This is a genomic window from Arthrobacter sp. Cr_A7, from assembly GCF_029222765.1.
In the GTDB taxonomy this organism is placed as follows: Bacteria; Actinomycetota; Actinomycetes; order Actinomycetales; family Micrococcaceae; genus Arthrobacter.
Genome location: NZ_JARHXQ010000066.1, coordinates 1 through 18,518 on the forward strand (window position 1 = coordinate 1; position 18,518 = coordinate 18,518).

General features: G+C 65.6%; 17 protein-coding genes and 1 tRNA gene. 11 read left to right on the forward strand and 7 right to left on the reverse strand.

Annotated elements, in window-relative coordinates:
• Positions 1-2: 2 nt before the first annotated feature.
• Entirely contained in the window at positions 3-485 is a 483-nt protein-coding gene (locus P2Q66_RS03880) for a pyridoxamine 5'-phosphate oxidase family protein (RefSeq protein ID WP_275725725.1), read from the reverse strand.
• Positions 486-552: 67 nt separating this feature from the next.
• Complete coding sequence (locus tag P2Q66_RS03885) at positions 553-1,944, reverse strand: NAD(P)/FAD-dependent oxidoreductase (RefSeq protein WP_275725728.1); 1,392 nt, start codon at positions 1,942-1,944, stop codon at positions 553-555.
• A gap of 139 nt (positions 1,945-2,083) precedes the next feature.
• On the opposite strand from P2Q66_RS03885, the gene P2Q66_RS03890 reads away from it, so the two are divergent.
• Complete coding sequence (locus P2Q66_RS03890) at positions 2,084-2,800, forward strand: TetR/AcrR family transcriptional regulator C-terminal domain-containing protein (RefSeq protein ID WP_275725730.1); 717 nt, start codon at positions 2,084-2,086, stop codon at positions 2,798-2,800.
• Positions 2,801-2,808: 8 nt separating this feature from the next.
• Here the strand turns inward: P2Q66_RS03890 and P2Q66_RS03895 are convergent, their stop codons facing one another.
• Positions 2,809-4,227, reverse strand: coding sequence for an MFS transporter (locus P2Q66_RS03895; RefSeq protein ID WP_275725833.1), 1,419 nt, complete (start codon positions 4,225-4,227; stop codon positions 2,809-2,811).
• Positions 4,228-4,508: 281 nt separating this feature from the next.
• Between P2Q66_RS03895 and P2Q66_RS03900 the strand changes: the two genes are divergently transcribed.
• Both P2Q66_RS03900 and P2Q66_RS03905 read left to right on the forward strand, forming a co-directional pair.
• On the forward strand, positions 4,509-5,636 hold the full coding sequence (locus P2Q66_RS03900; protein WP_275725731.1) for a mandelate racemase/muconate lactonizing enzyme family protein: 1,128 nt from the start codon (positions 4,509-4,511) through the stop codon (positions 5,634-5,636).
• Between the two features lie 10 nt (positions 5,637-5,646).
• Positions 5,647-6,345 carry an FCD domain-containing protein gene (locus tag P2Q66_RS03905; RefSeq protein WP_275725733.1) on the forward strand — a complete coding sequence of 233 codons (699 nt, stop codon included), beginning with the start codon at positions 5,647-5,649 and terminating at the stop codon, positions 6,343-6,345.
• Between the two features lie 150 nt (positions 6,346-6,495).
• Here P2Q66_RS03905 and P2Q66_RS03910 read toward each other — a convergent pair.
• A tRNA-Leu gene (locus P2Q66_RS03910) sits at positions 6,496-6,578 on the reverse strand.
• A 376-nt stretch (positions 6,579-6,954) separates the two neighbouring features.
• Between P2Q66_RS03910 and P2Q66_RS03915 the strand changes: the two genes are divergently transcribed.
• Genes P2Q66_RS03915 through pknB form a run of 7 tightly spaced genes read left to right on the forward strand, consistent with a single transcriptional unit; the run spans position 6,955 to position 16,381 of the window.
• Positions 6,955-7,698, forward strand: coding sequence for a DUF3662 and FHA domain-containing protein (locus P2Q66_RS03915; protein WP_079597966.1), 744 nt, complete (start codon positions 6,955-6,957; stop codon positions 7,696-7,698).
• Positions 7,695-8,177: an FHA domain-containing protein gene (locus P2Q66_RS03920; protein WP_079597965.1), complete on the forward strand. Its 483-nt coding sequence runs from the start codon at positions 7,695-7,697 to the stop codon at positions 8,175-8,177. Before P2Q66_RS03915 ends, P2Q66_RS03920 begins: the two co-directional genes overlap by 4 nt.
• 2 nt (positions 8,178-8,179) lie before the next feature.
• The gene (locus P2Q66_RS03925) at positions 8,180-9,838 is read left to right on the forward strand and encodes a PP2C family serine/threonine-protein phosphatase (RefSeq protein WP_275725736.1); all 1,659 of its coding nucleotides are present in this window, start codon (positions 8,180-8,182) and stop codon (positions 9,836-9,838) included.
• A complete protein-coding gene (locus P2Q66_RS03930) occupies positions 9,835-11,232 on the forward strand; it encodes an FtsW/RodA/SpoVE family cell cycle protein (protein WP_079597963.1) in 1,398 nt (465 codons plus the stop codon). The genes P2Q66_RS03925 and P2Q66_RS03930 overlap by 4 nt, the downstream gene beginning before the upstream one ends.
• Positions 11,229-12,689 carry a penicillin-binding protein 2 gene (locus P2Q66_RS03935; protein WP_275725740.1) on the forward strand — a complete coding sequence of 487 codons (1,461 nt, stop codon included), beginning with the start codon at positions 11,229-11,231 and terminating at the stop codon, positions 12,687-12,689. Before P2Q66_RS03930 ends, P2Q66_RS03935 begins: the two co-directional genes overlap by 4 nt.
• On the forward strand, positions 12,686-14,419 hold the full coding sequence (locus P2Q66_RS03940) for a protein kinase (RefSeq protein ID WP_275725742.1): 1,734 nt from the start codon (positions 12,686-12,688) through the stop codon (positions 14,417-14,419). Before P2Q66_RS03935 ends, P2Q66_RS03940 begins: the two co-directional genes overlap by 4 nt.
• A gap of 15 nt (positions 14,420-14,434) precedes the next feature.
• Positions 14,435-16,381, forward strand: a complete 1,947-nt coding sequence (pknB, locus tag P2Q66_RS03945; RefSeq protein ID WP_275725744.1) for a Stk1 family PASTA domain-containing Ser/Thr kinase — start codon at positions 14,435-14,437, stop codon at positions 16,379-16,381.
• Positions 16,382-16,455: 74 nt separating this feature from the next.
• On the opposite strand, the gene P2Q66_RS03950 is transcribed toward pknB, so the two are convergent.
• The 3 genes from P2Q66_RS03950 to P2Q66_RS03960 are packed head-to-tail and all read right to left on the reverse strand — an operon-like array spanning position 16,456 to position 18,052.
• On the reverse strand, positions 16,456-17,097 hold the full coding sequence (locus P2Q66_RS03950) for an aminodeoxychorismate/anthranilate synthase component II (RefSeq protein ID WP_079597959.1): 642 nt from the start codon (positions 17,095-17,097) through the stop codon (positions 16,456-16,458).
• Positions 17,094-17,264: a hypothetical protein gene (locus tag P2Q66_RS03955; RefSeq protein WP_165976935.1), complete on the reverse strand. Its 171-nt coding sequence runs from the start codon at positions 17,262-17,264 to the stop codon at positions 17,094-17,096. Before P2Q66_RS03955 ends, P2Q66_RS03950 begins: the two co-directional genes overlap by 4 nt.
• Positions 17,265-17,266: 2 nt before the next feature.
• Positions 17,267-18,052 carry a class E sortase gene (locus tag P2Q66_RS03960; RefSeq protein WP_275725750.1) on the reverse strand — a complete coding sequence of 262 codons (786 nt, stop codon included), beginning with the start codon at positions 18,050-18,052 and terminating at the stop codon, positions 17,267-17,269.
• 174 nt (positions 18,053-18,226) lie between these two features.
• On the opposite strand from P2Q66_RS03960, the gene P2Q66_RS03965 reads away from it, so the two are divergent.
• Positions 18,227-18,478 carry a cell division protein CrgA gene (locus P2Q66_RS03965; RefSeq protein ID WP_079597957.1) on the forward strand — a complete coding sequence of 84 codons (252 nt, stop codon included), beginning with the start codon at positions 18,227-18,229 and terminating at the stop codon, positions 18,476-18,478.
• The last annotated feature ends 40 nt before the right edge of the window (positions 18,479-18,518 follow it).

Here is an 18,518-nt window from a genome sequence, read left to right on the forward strand (position 1 = left end):
ATCTACAGTTCTACCGTGCCGCTTTCGCCGACGCTCATGCGGCTGTTGGTGACCTTGGACTTCACCCACTGCAGCACGGTTGCGGCGGTGCCGCCGGGGCTGGTCCAGTACTCCGCCGAGTCCGAGTCGACGCGGAGCAGGCACACCTCCGGGGTGTCCGGCCCGTCCGGGAACCAGGCCTCCACCGCCTGGTTCCACAGCTCGTGGATCTTGGCGCGGTCCGTTACAACCTCGGCCCGGCCTGCCACTGAGACCCACTCGGTGTTCTTGCCAAAGGCGACGTTGACGCGGGAGTCGGCCCGGACATGCGCAACCTGGGACGTGCCGAGCCCGGTGAAGAACCACATGTCGCCGTCGTCCTTTACTTCCTGGACGGCCAGCGGACGGCTGACGAGGGCACCCTCTTCGTTGATGGTGGTCAACATTCCGATCTTGGAATCATTGATGATTTCCGTAACCTTGCTGATGCTCTGGGCGTCAGTCATGCCTCACCTCTTTCGTCTGGGGTCGGGGACGTTCCCCATCGGCCAGCCTATTAGTAAGCATGCTTATTTACCAGCCGGCGGGAACAGTTACTTTCGCTTCTTCGGCGACCCGGGCGGCGGTGCGAAGGCCCATCCGGATGGCGCCGTCCACGTGCTGGTAGCCCTCCGCCGCCAAGTCGGAGGAGGACCAGTAGATCGGTCCGACCGGGGCGTGCTGGTCCTTGCCATAGCGGTGCAGTCCGCCCAGGTCGTAGCTGGAGGCATAGGCGCCGCGGGTCCATTCCTCCGAGCCCCAGTCGGACTCGTAGTAGACCTCCGGCGTCAGCGCCTCTTGGCCCAGGAAGCCGGCGATGGAGTTGAGGACGGCCTTCTTGCGGTCTTCGGCACTGAGCTCGAACACGGCGTCGGCCTTTTCATCGGAGATGAAGCCCACCAGGGTGCCGCGGGTATCGCCATAGTTGGTGTTGTCGTACACCTCCTGCACCAGGGCGTCGGCGCCGAAGCCGGTGCCTGAGAGCCCGGCGTCACGCCAGAACGGCCTGCTATAGACGGCGTGGACCTTGATGACCAGCCCCAGGGACTGATGCTGATGCATCTGGTGCTGGCGGCGCGGCAGCGGCGGGTTGAAGGAGACTCGTGAGTAAAGGTTGGGCGGCACGGCCATGATCACGAACCGGGCATTGACGGTGGCCTGCTCTGATTCGACGGTGACGCGGTGGCCGCCGTCTGCGTCCGGCCCCCAGTTGATGGTGCGCACGGGGGCATTGAGGACGACGTCGTCGCCGAGTTCCTGCGCCAGCAGCAGGGAAACCTGCTGCATGCCGCCCACCACGCGCCGGTCCAGGATGAAGTCCTCGTCCGTGAGGTGGGTGAAGGAACCGGCCGAGGCTGCCATCAAGACAGCCTGCAGTGCGGAGAAGGCGTGCGCGGGCTTGGTAAGCATGCCGCCGGCGATGAACAGGCCGATGTTCTTGCAGGCCTCCTCATTGGCGGAGTTCTGCCGCAGCCAGTGATGGAAGGAAATGGTGTCCAGCTCGCGCGCCTTGGGATGCGCCCAGGGTTCGGTGGCACCGATCTCCGCTGCGAGTCCGTCCAGCAGTGCCACCAGCCTGTCCATTTCGACGGCGGTGGCGGGGTCCACCGGGAAGGTGTCGCCGGTGTAGCGCACGGGAATGCCGTCCGAGCCGATGTAGACGGACTCGCCCTGGCGGTACCGGGGGTAGGTCTTGAGGCCCAGCTCGTCCAAAAGCTCCAGGAGTACGGTCTGGTCCGGCGAGACCCATTGGCCGCCGATCTCCAGCATGGCGCCGTCCACGGTGTCGGTCCAGGTACGGCCGCCCACGCGGTCACGGGCCTCGAGCACGGCGACGGTAAGGCCTGCCTTTTTCAGTTCACGTGCCGCGGTCAATCCGGACGGCCCGGCTCCAACGACCACAACGTCGCGGTTCAGGTTCAGCATGATGTCCTTTCTGCGGCCCGTCAGGTGACCGGGACCACTAAATGAATGTCATTCATTTATTAGAACTATAGCGGCTCTTGGCAGGGACCGGAAGTGCCCGGGTGGAATAATGCTGGAGACCACCAAAGAAAGGGCAGGAATGCCGGCAGTATCAGCCGCACAGGGGCCCGCCACCGGGACCGCCGCCGCGAATGGGTCCGGCAATGCCGAGGCACGGCGGCGGCGCGCCGGCAGGCCCTCGGCCGCCGTGCTGGACAAAACCGGTATCACCGCCGCCGCATTGGAGCTCGTCAGCCGGAAAGGCTACGACGGGCTGACCATGGCGGCCCTGGCGAAACAGCTGGACGTCGCTCCTTCGGCCCTGTACAACCACGTGGCATCCAAGCGGGACGTACTGCTCCTGGTGGAGGACCACCTTATGTCCCTGGTGGATGTTTCCGGGTTCGGCGCTTCGAAGTGGGAGGAGGCCGTGCGGACCTGGGCCTGGAGCTACCGGAATGTCTTCGCGGAACACACGCCGCTGATTCCGGTGATTGCCGTGCTGCCCGTCACGGACGCGCCGCAGACCCTGGCGATGTATGAGGCCATCAGCAAGGGCTTCCTCGACGCCGGTTTTCCCGAGTCGCGGATTGTGTCATCGATCGTGGCGTTGGAGTCCTTCATCTTCGGCTCCGCGTACGACGTCACCGCACCGGAGGACATCTTCGAGCCCGGCACCATGGCTGAATCAACCCCGCACTTCACCGCCGCCGTGCGCAGCCTGGGCGGGCCGCCGTCGTCGGAACGTCCGGCGGACACGGCGTTCAGCCTGGGACTGGAGGCGCTGATTTCCGGTCTGGGGGCCCTGCGGGGCTGAAGCCTTTTTTACCCGGCCGGCGGACGGGGTGCGGCATCCCGCTCGCTGATGGTGCCGGCGTCGGCGTCGCTGCCGTTACCGGCCGCCGTGTCGCTGGCATTCTCCGCGGCGGCCTGGGCATAGGTGGCTGAAACACGCCGGTACACCGGGGTCAGGAAGGCGAGCAGCGCGGCGGCAATCATGATGATCCCGGCGATCAGGAACACCAGCGCGATGCCGCGGGAAACGCCTTCACCCAGCAGCGGGGCAAGTTGCGCAGATCCTTCCTCCGACCGCGCGTACGGAATGATCCAGAACTGGGCGATCGGTGCGATGAGGAACGCGGTGATCGGCGCCGCGGCGGACTCGAAGGCCATGGCGAAACCGAACACACGGCCCTGCCGGTTCAACGGCACCACCTGCTGGATGACCGTCTGCTCGGCCGCCTCCACCACCGGGATCAGGATCAGGTACAGCCAGATGCCGGCGATGTAGAGCCACGCCCACTCCCGGATAGTGAACACCGCACCGAGGAACCCCATTGCCACCACGGCGAGCAGCAGGCTGCGGAGCGGGTTGGCGCCAAGTCCGAACTTGCCGATGAGCGCACCGCCGATAATGAACCCGGTGGACCCCAACGCGAAGACGGCGCCCCACACCTCCACGGGGAACATTTCGAGGCCGTACGGATCCATCAACGCCATGTAGACGCCGCCGATGAAGTTGTTGAACGTGGAGAACAGAATCAGCGCGAACAGTCCGGTGATGGCCATGACGGCTGCGATGGACCCGCGCAGGTCAAACGCACCGTGGGCGTCGGTGGCGGCAACGCGTACTTCCTCCGGCATCCGCAGGGTCAGCAGGTGCGCGAAGGCCAGCACAGTGAGGACGACGGCGACGACCACCGTCCAGCCCATGCCCAGCAGCCCCACCGACAGGCCGGAGAGCACTGAGGTGACGATAAACGCGAGCCCCTGCACCATGCCCACCATGCCGTTGGCGTTGGCCCGGCGGTCCGGTTCGATGAGGATGGTGACCGTGGTGGAAAGGGCGACGTTGCGCATGTTCTCAACCACGGCGCCCACCAGGATGATCATGGTGAAAATCCAGAACCACGGCTGCGTCAGGTCCAGCAGCCGGGGCGTGGGCGTCAGCAGGAACATGACTCCGGACAGCACGAACATCACCAGGGTGAAGCCCGCGGCGAAGCGCATCACGGCCAGTTTCCGGTAGCGGTCCACGAAGGTGCCGAAGCTGATGCTGGAAAGGGCGATCAGGAGCATGTACGCGCCGCCAATTACCCCGGTGGCGATGACGTTGCGGGTCTCCAGGTAGACCCAGAATGTCAGGGCGAACCACAGGTAGCTGGTGGTGATGTTGGCCAGCGCGGTGTTCACCAGGATTCCCGTGAAGGTGCGGGACCGCTGTTCCGGGCTGCGCAGGGACATGTCGACGGCGGCAGAATCGGTTGGGCGGTCTTCCCCGCCCCGGGTGGATGGCGCCGCCGCTTCCTCCGAAAGGTTCGCGCCGCCGTCGTGAGCTTCAGCGGCCCCGGACGGAGCCGGTTCGTGCCCGGTCATGCGTCCCAGTGTAGTTATCGCCGGCGTCCGGGGACATGGTTATTCCGGCAATTAGGGGTAAGGGCCCTGGAAACACTTGTAATACAAGTTAGTAACTTATATCCTAAGGGGGTGGGCGAAGGAGCCCAGCCCCGCCTTTAGGAGAATCCATGAGCACCGTTGACCTGATCCGGCACGTCAAGCTGTCCACCGCCCGCCTTCCCCTCGCTGTTCCCATCAGTGACGCCAAGGTCTTCACCGGCCGGCAGAAGCCCATGACCGAGGTGGTCTTCCTCTTTGCCGAGATCACCACCGAACTGGGACACACCGGCATCGGCTTCAGCTACTCCAAGCGCGCCGGCGGTCCCGCCCAATACGCCCACGCCAAGGAAGTGGCCGAGGGCATCATCGGCGAGGACCCCAACGACATTGCCAAGATCTACACCAAGCTGCTCTGGGCAGGCGCTTCGGTGGGCCGCTCCGGCGTCGCCACCCAGGCGCTGGCCGCCATTGACATAGCCCTTTACGACCTCAAGGCCAAGCGTGCAGGCCTGTCGCTTGCCAAGTTCCTCGGCTCCTACCGCGACTCCGTCCAGACCTACAACACCTCCGGCGGCTTCCTCAATGCCACGCTCGACGAGGTCAAGGCCCGCGCCACCCAGTCCATTGAAGAAGGCATCGGCGGCATCAAGATCAAGGTGGGCCTCCCGGACAGCAAGGAGGACCTCCGCCGCGTTGCCGGGATCCGCGAGCACATCGGCTGGGACGTCCCGCTGATGGTGGACGCCAACCAGCAATGGGACCGCGCCACCGCCCTCCGCATGGGCCGGCAGCTCGAGGAGTTCAACCTCATCTGGATCGAGGAACCCCTGGATGCCTACGACTTCGAAGGCCACGCCCACCTGGCCCAGGTCCTGGACACACCCATCGCCACCGGTGAAATGCTCGCCTCCGTGGCGGAGCACAAGGGCCTCATCACCGCGAACGGCTGCGACATCATCCAGCCGGACGCCCCGCGCGTCGGCGGCATTACCCAGTTCCTGCGCCTGGCCGCCCTTGCCGACGAACGCGGCCTGGGCCTGGCCCCGCACTTCGCCATGGAAATCCACCTCCACCTCGCCGCCGCCTACCCGCGCGAGCCGTGGGTTGAGCACTTCGACTGGCTTGATCCGCTGTTCAACGAGCGCCTCGAAACCAAGAACGGCCGGATGATCGTCCCGGACCGCCCCGGCCTCGGCGTCACCCTCAGCGACCAGGCCCGCGCCTGGACAACCGAGTCCGTGGAGTTCGGCGCGTAATCTTGAATCCATGAGCCGGAACCTCACCGCGGACCTCGCCGCCGACCTTCGAAACCGCATTGTTGACGGCGTGATCCAGCCAGGCGAGAAGCTTCCGAGCGAAAACACGCTGATCAGTGATTTCGGCGTCAGCCGCACCGTGGTCCGCGCCGCCCTTACCCGGCTCCAGGCCGAAGGGCTCGTGGAAACGGAGCGGGGACGCGGCAGCTTTGCCCTTACCCCGCCCTCCGAAGGGCCCTCGGCAGCGCCGGGGGCCCGTCCGGTGGCCACCACCGAGGACCGGCTGCACATGCTGGAATTCCGGATGGGAGTGGAAACGGAAGCCGCCGCGCTGGCTGCCCGCAACCACTCCGAGCGCCAACTGCGGGCGGTGACCTCGGCCCTTGAGGAGTTCACGGCCAGCGCCGGACATCCGGCCCACGCCATGAAGTCAGACTTCGAATTCCACCGGGCCGTGGCCGCGGCATCGGGCAACCCCTTTTACTCGGACTGCCTCGCCGCGCTGGGCCAGACCATGATCGCCATGCCCCGCACCCGGCTGATGACCGACGTCGAGCATTACGCCCGGGACCACTTCGACCAGGTGGTGCAGGAACACCGCTCCATCGCCGAGGCCATTGCCGACAGCGATGAAGCAGCAGCCGCGGCCGCCATGCGCAGCCACCTGGCCAACTCCCGACGCCGGTTCAAGGCTTCCGCGCGCCCCTAGCCGCTGCTGGGGTGAGCCTCCCCCGCCCAAACCTAAGCCTGTTCGCGAATCCGGACCATCAAGGGCCGGATCTGCGAACGAGCTTAGGTCCGGCACCCCTGGAGAATGCAAAAGAGCCCCGGTCCTAAGACCGGGGCTCTTTCATTTGCGTGCGCGAGGGGGGATTTGAACCCCCACACCCTTTCGGATACTGGCACCTGAAGCCAGCGCGTCTGCCGTTCCGCCACTCGCGCGCAACTTCTTTCGCCTGACAACGGCCGGTTTCCCGGATCCGCAGTCTTGCAAAAGCAGCGAGATCAAGCATAACGGACTGATGCGGAAAAACACCAATCGGGCTCCGGGAGGACCCGGGAAGCCCCGTTCAACGCAACGAAAAGAGGCCCCTTCGTGCCGCGGCAACCGGTGCCAGCCCGGGGCCGGCCGTCCATGAAAACTGAACTTTTCCCGGCGCCCGGCCGTTGTGGATTAAGGTCATTCACAGGCCTGCCCAGTAGTATCGGATGTAGAGGCGGCTGCTGCAGGCAGGCGCACTGTTGAGTTGTGAACTGCACGGCAAGTGGGGTTCCGGTACGCAAACGGCCCCGTACACGGGGGGAAAGGAGAAGAACCATGGGACTGCTGGACAAAGTTGAACGCGGCATTGAAAAGGCTGTCCGGGGCGTCTTCTCCACCGGCTCGAAGGCCCAGGTTGAACCCGTGGAGATCGCCAGCCGGCTCCGCCGCGAAGTGGACCACAAATCCCTCACGGTAGCGGCTGGACGGACACTGGTCCCGAACGTCTTTGACGTCCGGCTCAGTGACGACGACTTCCGCCGGGCCCAGGAATGGGGCACTCCGCTTGCAGAAGAACTGTGCGATGTTGTCATCAACCACGTGCGCAGCCAGGGCTACACCCTGCAGGGCTCGGTGCGGATCTCATTCCGCCGCGATGCGGAACTGCGCGCCGGGGACTTTGAAATTGCCTCCTCGACCGAAAAATCGACAGGCGCCCCCGGCAATCCACCGGCCCGCCCCAATCTTCCGGCCGCCCCCAGCCGCCAGCCCGTCCGGCTGCAGCCCGTACTGGACATCGACGGGCAGCGTTACTCACTGAACGCCCCGTCCATCGTGCTGGGCAGGTCCTCGGAGGCCGACATCCACGTCGAAGACACCGGGGTTTCACGCCGGCACCTCGAAATCCGCACCGCAAACGGCGTCACGAGCGCCGTGGACATGGGCTCCACCAATGGAAGCTACGTCAACGGGCAAAAGGTTTCCGGAAGTACCGAGCTTACGGACGGATCCACCATCACCATGGGACGGACAAAGATCATCTTCCGCCTGCTTCCTGCCAGCCCTGGTGGCAACGCATGAGCGACCTGACCATCACCGCGCTGCGGTTTGGCTTCCTGCTGCTCCTCTGGGTTCTGATCTTCAGCATCGTTTCGGCGATGCGCCGCGACCTCATGGTGGGTCGCAAGGCTGCTGCCGGGGCACCCACTGCGCGCCAGGTCCGCAAGAATCCGGAGCTCGCCGAGGCCCCGCCGCAGCCCGTCAAGCAGCAGGCCCGGCAACTCGTGGTGGTCGAGGGTCCGTTAAAGGGAACCACCCTTCCGCTGGCTGCCAGCCCCATCCTGCTGGGACGGGCGCAGGAAGCCACGCTGGTACTCGAGGACGACTACGCCTCCGGCCGTCACGCCAGGCTGTTCCCGCAGGGCAGCCGCTGGTTCATCGAAGACCTGGGCTCCACCAACGGAACCTACCTGGCGGACCAGCAACTTACCCGTGCCCTGCCCGTTGAGCCAGGCGTACCTGTGAGAATCGGCAAGACGGTCATTGAATTGAGGCCATAGCCGTGGCCGTCCCCGAGAACCCCGCTAACGGGCAAAAGCCCGCGGAGCGGCCCCTCATCATGCGGTTCGCCGCCCGGTCCGACGTCGGCCGGATCCGTTCCAAAAACGATGACTCGGCCTATGCCGGGCGCCACCTGGCCGTGGTGGCTGACGGCATGGGCGGCCACGCGGGCGGTGACGTCGCCTCCGCTGCCACCGTCCTGGACATGATCCACCTGGACCGCGATGACTACGACGGCGACGCCGGCACCATCCTCGCCGACGAGATCCAGACGGCGAACTCCCTGCTCTCCGAACTCGTGCACATCAACCCCAAGCTGGCGGGCATGGGCACCACGGTCACCGCCCTCCTGCTGGCCGAGGGCAAACTGCACTTCGCCCACATCGGCGACTCCCGGGCGTACCGCCTCCGGGACGGCGAGTTCGAGCAGGTCAGCGTTGACCACACCTTCGTGCAGCGGCTCATTGACGAAGGCAGGCTCAAGCCCGAGGAAGCGGAAACCCACCCGCACAAGAATGTCCTGATGCGCGTGCTCGGTGATGTTGATGCCAGCCCCGAGTTGGACCTGGACACCCTGGACGTGAAGCCGGGCGACCGCTGGCTGCTCTGCTCCGACGGCCTCAACTACGTCGCCGGCCATGCCGTGGAGCGCACCGTCAAGGAAACCAAGGACCTCCGCGAGTGCGTGGAAACCCTCGTTGACCTCACCCTTGAAGCGGGATCCCCGGACAACGTCACCGTCGTGATGGTGGAGATCGTGGAGGAAACGCCCGACGACGTCAGCACCGCCGCCGTCGACGTCATCCCTTCCGTTGGCGCCGCCAAGCCCGCTGCCGCGGCTGCGGCTTCCGGCGCATCTGCCGGGGACCAGTCCAAGGACGACGCCGAGCCGGATGCGGACAGCGCAGCGGAGCCGGCCTCGGAAAGGTCAGGGTCCAGCGTTGTGGAGCCGGCTTCCACCGACCCCCACCTGGGTGAACACCTCACCGCAGAGGTCCTCCGGGAAGAACTGTCCTCGCGTCCCCATGAACTTGTGGGGGCTGCGGCCTCGGCGGCGGAGACAGGCTCGATTCCCACCATCGGCGGACGCACCGTCGCTCGACGGGCGGCCACCCTCCTCACCCACAAGGCAGAACCGGCGCAGGGCGACGAGGACGAAACCCTCGTCCCGCTGAAGCCCCGCCGGTGGATCACCTGGTCCATTGCCGGCATGGTCCTCCTGGTTCTTGGCGTCGGACTGTGGCTGGGCTATGCCTGGACCCAGACCCGCTACTACGTGGGAGAATTCGATTCGCGCGTGGCCATCTACAACGGCGTGTCCCAGCGGCTCGGGCCCATCCAGCTGTCCCGCCTGGAAACAGTCACGGAACTCCCGATGAGTTCCCTGCCCCCGTTCTCCCAACAGCGGGTCCGCCAGACAGTTCCGGCCAACGACCTCTATGACGCCCAGCGGATCGTAAAGAACCTGGAGCTCACCGGCACCACGTCGCCGGAAGAGGAGTGCCCCACGGCGTCGGCTTCCGCCCCCGCCACGCAATCCGCTCCCGCCCCAACACCCACGGATCCGGCGGCCAGCCCCGCTGCCGAGGCACCGGCGCCTACTCCGGCAAGCCCATCCCCCTCACCCACTCCCACTGTTACCTGCGAGGTGGGCCAATGAGCCAGCTCAGCACTACTCCCAAACCACGCCGCAATGTGGAGCTTGCACTGCTCCTGCTGGCCCTCACCATCGGCATCGGCGCGAACATGCTGGTGGGTGTGGACCAGGAGAAGGCCTTTGACTCCGATTTCTGGTTCCAATCCAGCCTCCTGGCCGTAGCCGCGCTGGTCTTCCACGGCGTCCTTCGCTTCCGCGCTAAATATGCTGACCCGGTAATACTTCCGCTGGTGGTCGCCCTGAACGGTATTGGCCTGGCCATGATCCACCGGCTGGACGCGCCCGGCGACGACACCGGCAACAACCAGCTGCGCTGGACCCTGATTGCGATGGCCGTGGCCATCGCCGTGATCTGGTTCCTTAAAGACCACCGGATCCTGCGCCGGTTCACCTTCATCTCCCTTGCGGCCAGTGCACTCCTGCTCATCCTGCCGCTGGTTCCCGGCATCAGCGCCGGCGAGATCCTGGGCGCCCGGGTGTGGATCAGGCTTGGCCCCATGACGTTCCAGCCCGGTGAGGTCGCCAAGATCACCCTGGCCATATTCTTTGCCGGGTATCTTTCATCCAACCGGGACCTGATCCTGCTGGCGGGCCGGAAGATCGGGCCCCTGCAGTTCCCTCGCTTCAAGGACATGGGCCCCATGATCACGGCGTGGCTGGTCAGCATCGGCGTGCTCATCTTCCAGCGCGACCTGGGCTCCTCCATCCTGTTCTTCGGCCTGTTCATCGTGATGATCTACGTGGCCACCAGCCGGATCAGCTGGGTAGTCATCGGCCTGGCCCTCATCGCGGGCGGCGGGTTCGTGGCAGCCCAGGTGTTCTCGCACGTGCAGTTGCGCATCGACGGCTGGCTCAACGCCTTTACACCGGAGGTCTACGACCGCTTTCCCGGCGGAAGCCGGCAGATCATCCAGGGGCTTTTCGGCATGGCCAACGGCGGCCTGGTGGGCACCGGTCTGGGCCAGGGGCGCCCCGATCTGGTTCCCTTCGCCAACAGCGACATGATCATTGCCTCCCTGGGCGAGGAGCTGGGGCTGATTGGCCTCTTCGCCGTCGTCCTGATGTACCTCCTGCTGTTCACGCGCGGCTTCCGCGCGGCGCTGGGCACCCGGGACGCGTTCGGGAAACTCCTGGCGTGCGGCTTGTCCTTCGCGGTGGCGCTGCAGTGCTTTGTGGTGATCGGCGGTGTGACCCGCCTGATCCCCCTGACGGGCCTGACCACGCCGTTCCTGGCGGCCGGCGGTTCTTCCCTTCTGGCCAACTGGATCATTGTTGGCCTGCTGCTGATGATTTCGCATACAGCCCGCGGCCCTGTGGACACCACTCCCTTGCCTGCTGGCAAGGGTTCTGAAGCAACCGGCATTGATACTCCTACCGAGGCGGTGAAGCACCTGTGAACCAGGCAATACGGCATTCATGGGTGGCGGCCATCGCCATGTTTGCCCTCATCTTCGGGGCCATCAGCTACGTCCAGGTGATCGGCGCCGACGAACTCAAGGCGAACCCCTGGAACCAGCGCGCTGTCCTGCAAAGCTTCTGCAACGACCGCGGCGCCATCATCGTGGGTGGATCACCCGTGGCAGAGTCCGTGGAGACCGGTTCGGAGACCTGCGCCTTCCAGCGCACGTATCCGCAGCCGGAACTGTATGCGGGCATCACCGGTTACTTCTCGCAGAATTTTGGTGCCACCGCCCTGGAACAATCGATTGGAAGCGAGCTGGCCGGCGAGTCCGACCAGCTGTTCCTGGACCGGGTGGGGCAGCTGTTCCTCGGCAACCAGCCCAAGGGTGCGTCGGTGGAACTCACCATCGACCCCGAAATCCAGCAGCTCGCCTACAGCCTGATCCCGGACGGGCAGCGCGGTTCCATTGTGGTCACCAACCCCAAGACCGGCGCCATCCTGGCCATGGTGTCCAAGCCCTCCTACAATCCGAACCTGGTGGCCACCCAGGACCTCACCGCGGCTGACGCCAGCATGGATGAACTGATCAAGGTTCCCGGAATCAACCTGAACCCGAACGTCAGCGGACCCACCGGTGAACAGCTCGCCCCCGGATCCGTGTTCAAGCTGGTGGACACCGCAGCGGCCCTTGCATCCGGCAAGTACAACAAGGACAGCGTGCTGCCCAACCCTGCGGAACTCCCGTTCGAAGGCATCCAGTACCGCCTGCCCAACTATGCAGGCGGAAACTGCTATACCCGGGACACGGCCAGCTTCGCTTTCGCGCTCCAGCAGTCCTGCAACACCCCCTTCGCAAGCATTGCCCTGGACCTGGGACGGGACGCCATCGCCGAACAGGCGGAGAAGTTTGGTTTCGGCCAGGACATGGGCGACCAGCTGAAGCTGGACTATGCCAGAGGCAACACCTTCCCCGACGACCTCGACGGCCCCGGGCTGGCGCAGTCCGTCATCGGCCAGAAGGACGTCCGTGCCACGCCCCTGCAGGTGGCCATGATGACTGCCGCGATCGCGAACGACGGCGTCCAGATGCAGCCCACCCTCATCAAGACCCTGCGGTCTCCGGACCTGCGGGTGATTGACGAACCGCAGCCGAAGTCGCTGCGGACCTCCACCACCCCGGACATCGCCAACCAGATCACGGAATGGATGGTGAGTGCGGTCAGCGAAGGCATCGCGAACCGGGCCGCCGTTCCCGGTGTCCAGGTGGCGGGAAAGACCGGAACCGCCGAACTGGGCAACGGGAGCAACAACTCCTGGTTTACCGGATTTGCCCCCGCAAACAACCCGCAGGTGGGTGTCACGATCGTCATGGAGGGCGTAGACATCACCACCGGCGCACAGCTGACCAGTCCGAACGCGAAGAGAATTTTTGAGGCGGTGTTGAATAAGTGAGGCCTACAACCGGAATCACCCTCGGCGGCAGATTCCAGCTGACCACGCGGATCGCGATCGGCGGCATGGGGGAAGTCTGGAAGGCGAAAGACCTCGTCCTGGGCCGCATCGTCGCCATCAAGGTCCTCAAGGAGGAATACACGGGCGATCCCGGCTTCCTTCAGCGTTTCCGTGCGGAGGCCCGTCACACAGCACTCCTGAACCATGTGGGCATCGCCAATGTCTTTGACTACGGCGAGGAAGAAGGCTCGGCCTACCTGGTCATGGAACTCGTTCCGGGCCAGCCGCTGAGCAGCATCATCGAACACGAGCAGGTGCTGTCCCCGGACCGGACCCTGTCCATCATCGCGCAGACCGCCCGGGCCCTGTCCGTGGCCCACGCCCAGGGCCTCGTGCACCGCGACATCAAGCCGGGCAACCTGCTGATCACGCCCGAAGGGCGAGTCAAAGTCACGGACTTCGGCATTGCCCGCCTTGCCGACCAGGTGCCCCTCACCCAGACGGGCCAGGTCATGGGCACCGCCCAGTACCTCGCTCCCGAGCAGGCAACGGGCCAGACCGCCACGGGATCCTCGGACATCTACTCCCTGGGCGTCATTGGCTATGAATGCCTCAGCGGGCACCGCCCCTTCTCGGGGGAATCGCAAATCGCCATCGCCCTGGCCCAGGTCAACGATGCTCCGCCGCCGCTGCCGGAAACCCTGCCCACGCCGGTACGTGCCCTCCTGATGTCCATGCTGGCCAAGGATCCCAAGGACCGGCCGGCCAACGCCATCAAGCTGGCCGAAGCAGCCGAAGCCATCCGCAACGGCGACGTCAGCGCCGCGCGCGCCGCCGTCCCCGGCATGCTGCTTTTTGACGCCCCGGATACGGGCCCCATTACTGCCCCTGTGGATACAGCCACGGCACCGACCGGAATCATCGGCGCCTCACGGGATTCATCACCAACTCCCACGTCCGCCTTGCCGGTGCTTGGTGCCGGCGCGGCCGGTGCAGCTGCCGGGGTGGCAGCCGGCGCTGCCGGTGCCTCGGCGGTTGATCCGGAGGGCCCCCAGAGCCAGCTGGCCCGCGCGAATGCCTTGGCCGCTGAGCGTACGTGGGTTCCGGAAGAAACAACGTACGACGACGAGCCCGCCGATGAGCCTGAACGTCGCGGCCGCAGCCCCTGGACTTGGCCACTGATCGCGCTGATTCTGCTGGTGCTGTTCGCCCTGGTGGGGTTTTTCCTGAACCAGCAGGGAGTCCTCTTCCCCTCCAATAACGCCACGTCCAGCGCGCCGTCCAGCAGCCCGCCCGCCACGAGCGCAACCCCCACCAGCGCAACACCAACTCCCACTCCAACCCAAACGCGGAATACGCCGACGCCCACGCAGGAGCCCACGCCGGAGACTGTCAACGTGATACCTGCTGCTTATTTGGGCAAGGATTACCGCCAGGTCCAGTCGGAGCTGTCAAACCTGGGGCTTGCCGTGACGGTGGAGCCGCTGCAAACCAGCGAGGCCGCACCGGGAAGGGTAGTGGGACTAAACCCGGCTGGTCCCTTGCCCGTGGGATCGCCCATCACCGTGACCTACGCCGTGGCACCGCCACCAGCCACGACCAGCAGCGCTCCAGTTCCGGTCCAGACTGCGTCGCCCACCACCGCCCAATCTGCTCCTTCGCCCCGGCTGACCCTGCCCACGTGTGCCCCCGGCGAGACCCCGGGAACGCCGCCCACCTGCACGCCATAACCGCCAGGACGATCAGTGAACGAGTCACCGCGCACACCGTTGCACCGTGAGGACAGCCTCCCGGTGGATAACCAGCGTGTCCTGAGCGGCCGCTACGAACTGGGTGGCCTGATTGGCCGTGGCGGCATGGCGGACGTGTACCGCGGTGTGGACACCCGGTTGGGGAGGACCGTCGCCATCAAGCTGCTGCGGCCGGACCTGGCACGGGATCCCCAGTTCCAGGCGCGGTTCAAACGCGAGGCCCAGGCTGTTGCCGCCCTGAACCACTCGTCCATCGTCGCCATCTATGACACCGGCGAACACCTGGTTCCCGACGGGTCGGCGGAAAACGTCCGGGTGCCCTACATCGTGATGGAGTTCGTTGAGGGCAAGACCATCCGCGACCTCATCCGGTCGAACGACGTCACCATTGACCGGGCCATCGACTACTGCCTCGGGGTCCTCGGTGCGCTGGAATACAGCCATAAGGCGGGCATCGTCCACCGGGACATCAAACCGGCCAATGTCATGTACTGCGAGGGTACTGATTCCGTGAAGGTGATGGACTTCGGCATCGCCCGCGCCATCGCCGATTCCTCAGCCACCATGACCCAGACACAGGCAGTAGTGGGCACCGCACAGTATCTCTCGCCGGAGCAGGCGAGGGGCGAGACGGTGGACGCCCGGAGCGACCTGTACTCGGCCGCCTGCCTGCTCTACGAAATGCTGACGTCCCGGCCCCCGTTCATCGGCGACAGCCCGGTATCCGTTGCGTACCAGCACGTCCGCGAAATCCCCGCGCCTGCCAGCAGCCTGAATCCGGACGTAACGCCGGCACTGGACACCGTGCTGGCCAAGGCCCTGCAGAAAAACCGGGATGACAGGTTCCAGGACGCTGCCGCCTTCCGGCGTGCCCTGCGCGCCGCACGGTCCGGCGTTCCGGTGCCTGCCGTGGCCGCCTCCGAGGCTCCCACCGACCCGAACGACCATGTACCGGCGGCCGCTCCGGTGACCCAGGCTTTTGCGGCCACAGGAGCCAGCTTCCTGGACGATGCGCCCACTGGCCGGCTGGCCGTCACGGCATACGAGCCCGACGGCGGACCGGCCGTTGGGATGAAGGATCCCCGGGACGCCGAACCGCTGCCCCTGGGCCTTGTTCCGGAACGTGAGCCGACCGCCCGCCAGAAGTCACGCCGTCGTGCGTGGATCGCCACCCTGGTGGTTCTTACCCTGCTGGTCCTGGCCGGAGGCGGGCTGTGGCTGTACAACACGGTAAACCGGCCCGAACCTGCACCGCCCAAGGTGCAGATTCCGGTGGTGGCCACCATGACCGAATCGGCGGCACTGCAGGAACTCTACAACGCGGACCTGAAGCCGCGGATTGTCCGCAGCCAGAACGACACCGTCCCCAAGGGCCAGGCCATCGGCACCGACCCGGCATCCGGTGTTTCCCTGGATCCCGGCGCCGAAGTGGTCCTGAATATCTCCGAGGGGCCCAGTGCGGTCAAGATCCCGGAGAGCCTGCCGGGCAAGACCGAAGCTGCAGCGCGCGATATTTTGCGGCAAAGCGGCCTGGTGGGGGCGCCGTCCACCACGACGGCCAACAGCGCCTCTGTACCTGCCGGAATCGTCATCACCACCAGCCCTGCCCCCGGGCAGATGGTGGGAGTGGGAACCAGCGTTGAACTGGTGGTATCCACCGGAAAGGTGGCTGTCCCCGAACTGCGCGGGCGTACCCGTGAGGAGGCCGAGGCTGCCCTCAAGGAGTTGAGCCTGGTTCCAGCCGTCATTGAGGCGGAGAACGCCCAGGTGGAGCCGGGAAGGGTGATGGAGCAGAGCGACCCGGTCAACGCCGCCGTGGAGCAGGGCAAGACCGTGACCATCGTGGTGGCCAAGGCGCCGCCTCCGCCGCCGTCGCCCTCCCCGACACCAACCCCCACGCCCACGCCGACGCCCTCACCCACGTCGTCCCGGAGGGGATGAGCCGGAGCGGGGCGCCCGCGGGCGTGCCAGAGTCAGTGTTGTCAGGTCGGTGCTGTCAGGTTGGTGCTGTCAGGTCAGTGCTGGATGAGCGGGCTCAGTTTGGCTGCCCGCGCGGCCGCGCCGGCCATGCCCAGCGACTCCAGCCAGTTGCCCAGCATCTGGTAGCCGCCCTCGGTCAGTACCGATTCCGGGTGGAACTGCACCCCGCAGAGGGGGGCGGTGCGGTGCTGGAGGCCCATGATGACGCCGGAGGCCGTTTCGGCGGTGACTTCAAGGACATCGGGAATGGACTCCCGGACAGCGGCAAGCGAGTGGTAGCGCGTGGCCGTGACGGGGGAGGGGAGCCCGGCGAAAACGCTGGTTCCGATGTGTTCAACGAGTGACGTCTTGCCGTGCATGAGCTCGGGGGCGTGTGTCACCTTGCCGCCGAATGCCTCCGCCAGCGCCTGGTGTCCCAGGCATACGCCGAACATCGGGACGCTGTTTTCGCCGCACCATTTAATCAGCTCGATGCAGACCCCGGCCTCGGCCGGGTTGCCAGGGCCGGGTGAGATCAGGACGCCGTCGCGGGTGCTGGCCAACTCGATGGCCTCGGCCAGGGTGACGTCGTCGTTGCGGACCACGGTGGTCTCGGCGCCGAGTTCCTGGAGGTAGCCCACCAGGGTGTAGACGAAGCTGTCGTAGTTATCCACCACGAGGATCTTGGTTGTGGTCATGGCTGGCTTGCTGCACCAATCGTTGAGTCAGTGAACTGGGTGTACTCGGACATCCACGGAAAAAGGAACTGCACCATCAATACCAGTGCGACGGCGATGAGTACCAGTGAGGTGACGATCCTGAGCCACAGCGGCCCGGGAAGGTGGCGGAAGATCCAGCCGTACATACTCAGCCCTTTCCGATCGCTGCGGCCACCTGGGCTGCGATTTCCGCCGGCGGCCCGGCCGATGCGGGGCGCCAGCTGTCCAGCAGGGCGTAGGCAATGATGCGTTCTTCCGCACCGAAGCGCGGGTTGCAGCTGGTCATGGTCAGGAAGCTTTCGGTGGGGGTGACGCCCGGAAGGGTCGGCACGGGTTCCAGGACGTCGGTGCGGGAGGGCATCACGATCTGGTTGTTGCGGAACACATAGACGTAGTAGCCGTCCTTGGTCTGGACGTAGATCTTGTCGCCGGGGACCAGGGTGTGGATATTATCCAGCACGGCGCCGTGCGTCTGCCGGTGCCCTGCGACCGCGAAGTTGCCCACGGCGCCCGGCATGGCGGTGTTGGCGTAGTGGCCCAGGCCCAGGGTGTCCAGGACATCCCCGGTGGTTCCCTGCACGATGGGCCGGGTGTAGTTGGCGCCGAACCGGGGGATGTACATGATGCCGATCGTCCCTGCGTGGCCGGGGGCGGCCGCCACTACGGGCGCCCCGAAATCCTCGACGGCCGGCGGAGCGGCAGCATCAGGGGTTTCGGGGGCTGCGCCGCCGAAGTCCTGGGCGAATTCCTTGATGACTTCACTCTGTTTGGCGTCGGATTCCACGTTGGTCCACCACAGCTGCCAGGCGACGAACAGCAGGAGGATGATGCCGGCGGTAATCAGCAGCTCACCGAGCACCTGGATGGTTCCGCGCAGAATTCCGCCGCCGGCAGCCGGCGCAGCGGCCGGCCTCACCTTCAACTGCAATACCACGCGTTCTCCTCGGGGCGGTTCCGGTGGGCACCGGCGGCCCGTGAACTCCGGCTAGAATTGGCTGCTAGTAAGAATCCAGATTTGACCAAGATCGCGCAGACCGCTGGCAATTTCCTTCTTGCAGGATATCAAGCCCGGGACGCCGAGCTTGCCTCAGCCCGCCAAGGAGAGCCAGTGCCCGAGTCAAAGCCGCGCAAGAAGACTGCCAGCACAGCCGAGAAGGCTTCCCCCCAGGCATACAAACCAAATCCGGTGTGGTTCAAGCCCGTGATGTTTGGCTTGATGATTATTGGCCTGTTCTGGATCATCACGTTCTACATCAGCGAGGGACGTTTTCCCGTCCAGGCGTGGGAATCATGGAACATCGTGGCCGGTTTCGGCATCGCCATCGTGGGCTTCCTGATGACCACACGCTGGCGCTCCTAGCCTTTCCACATCACCCACGGGCCCATTCCGCCGGAGATAA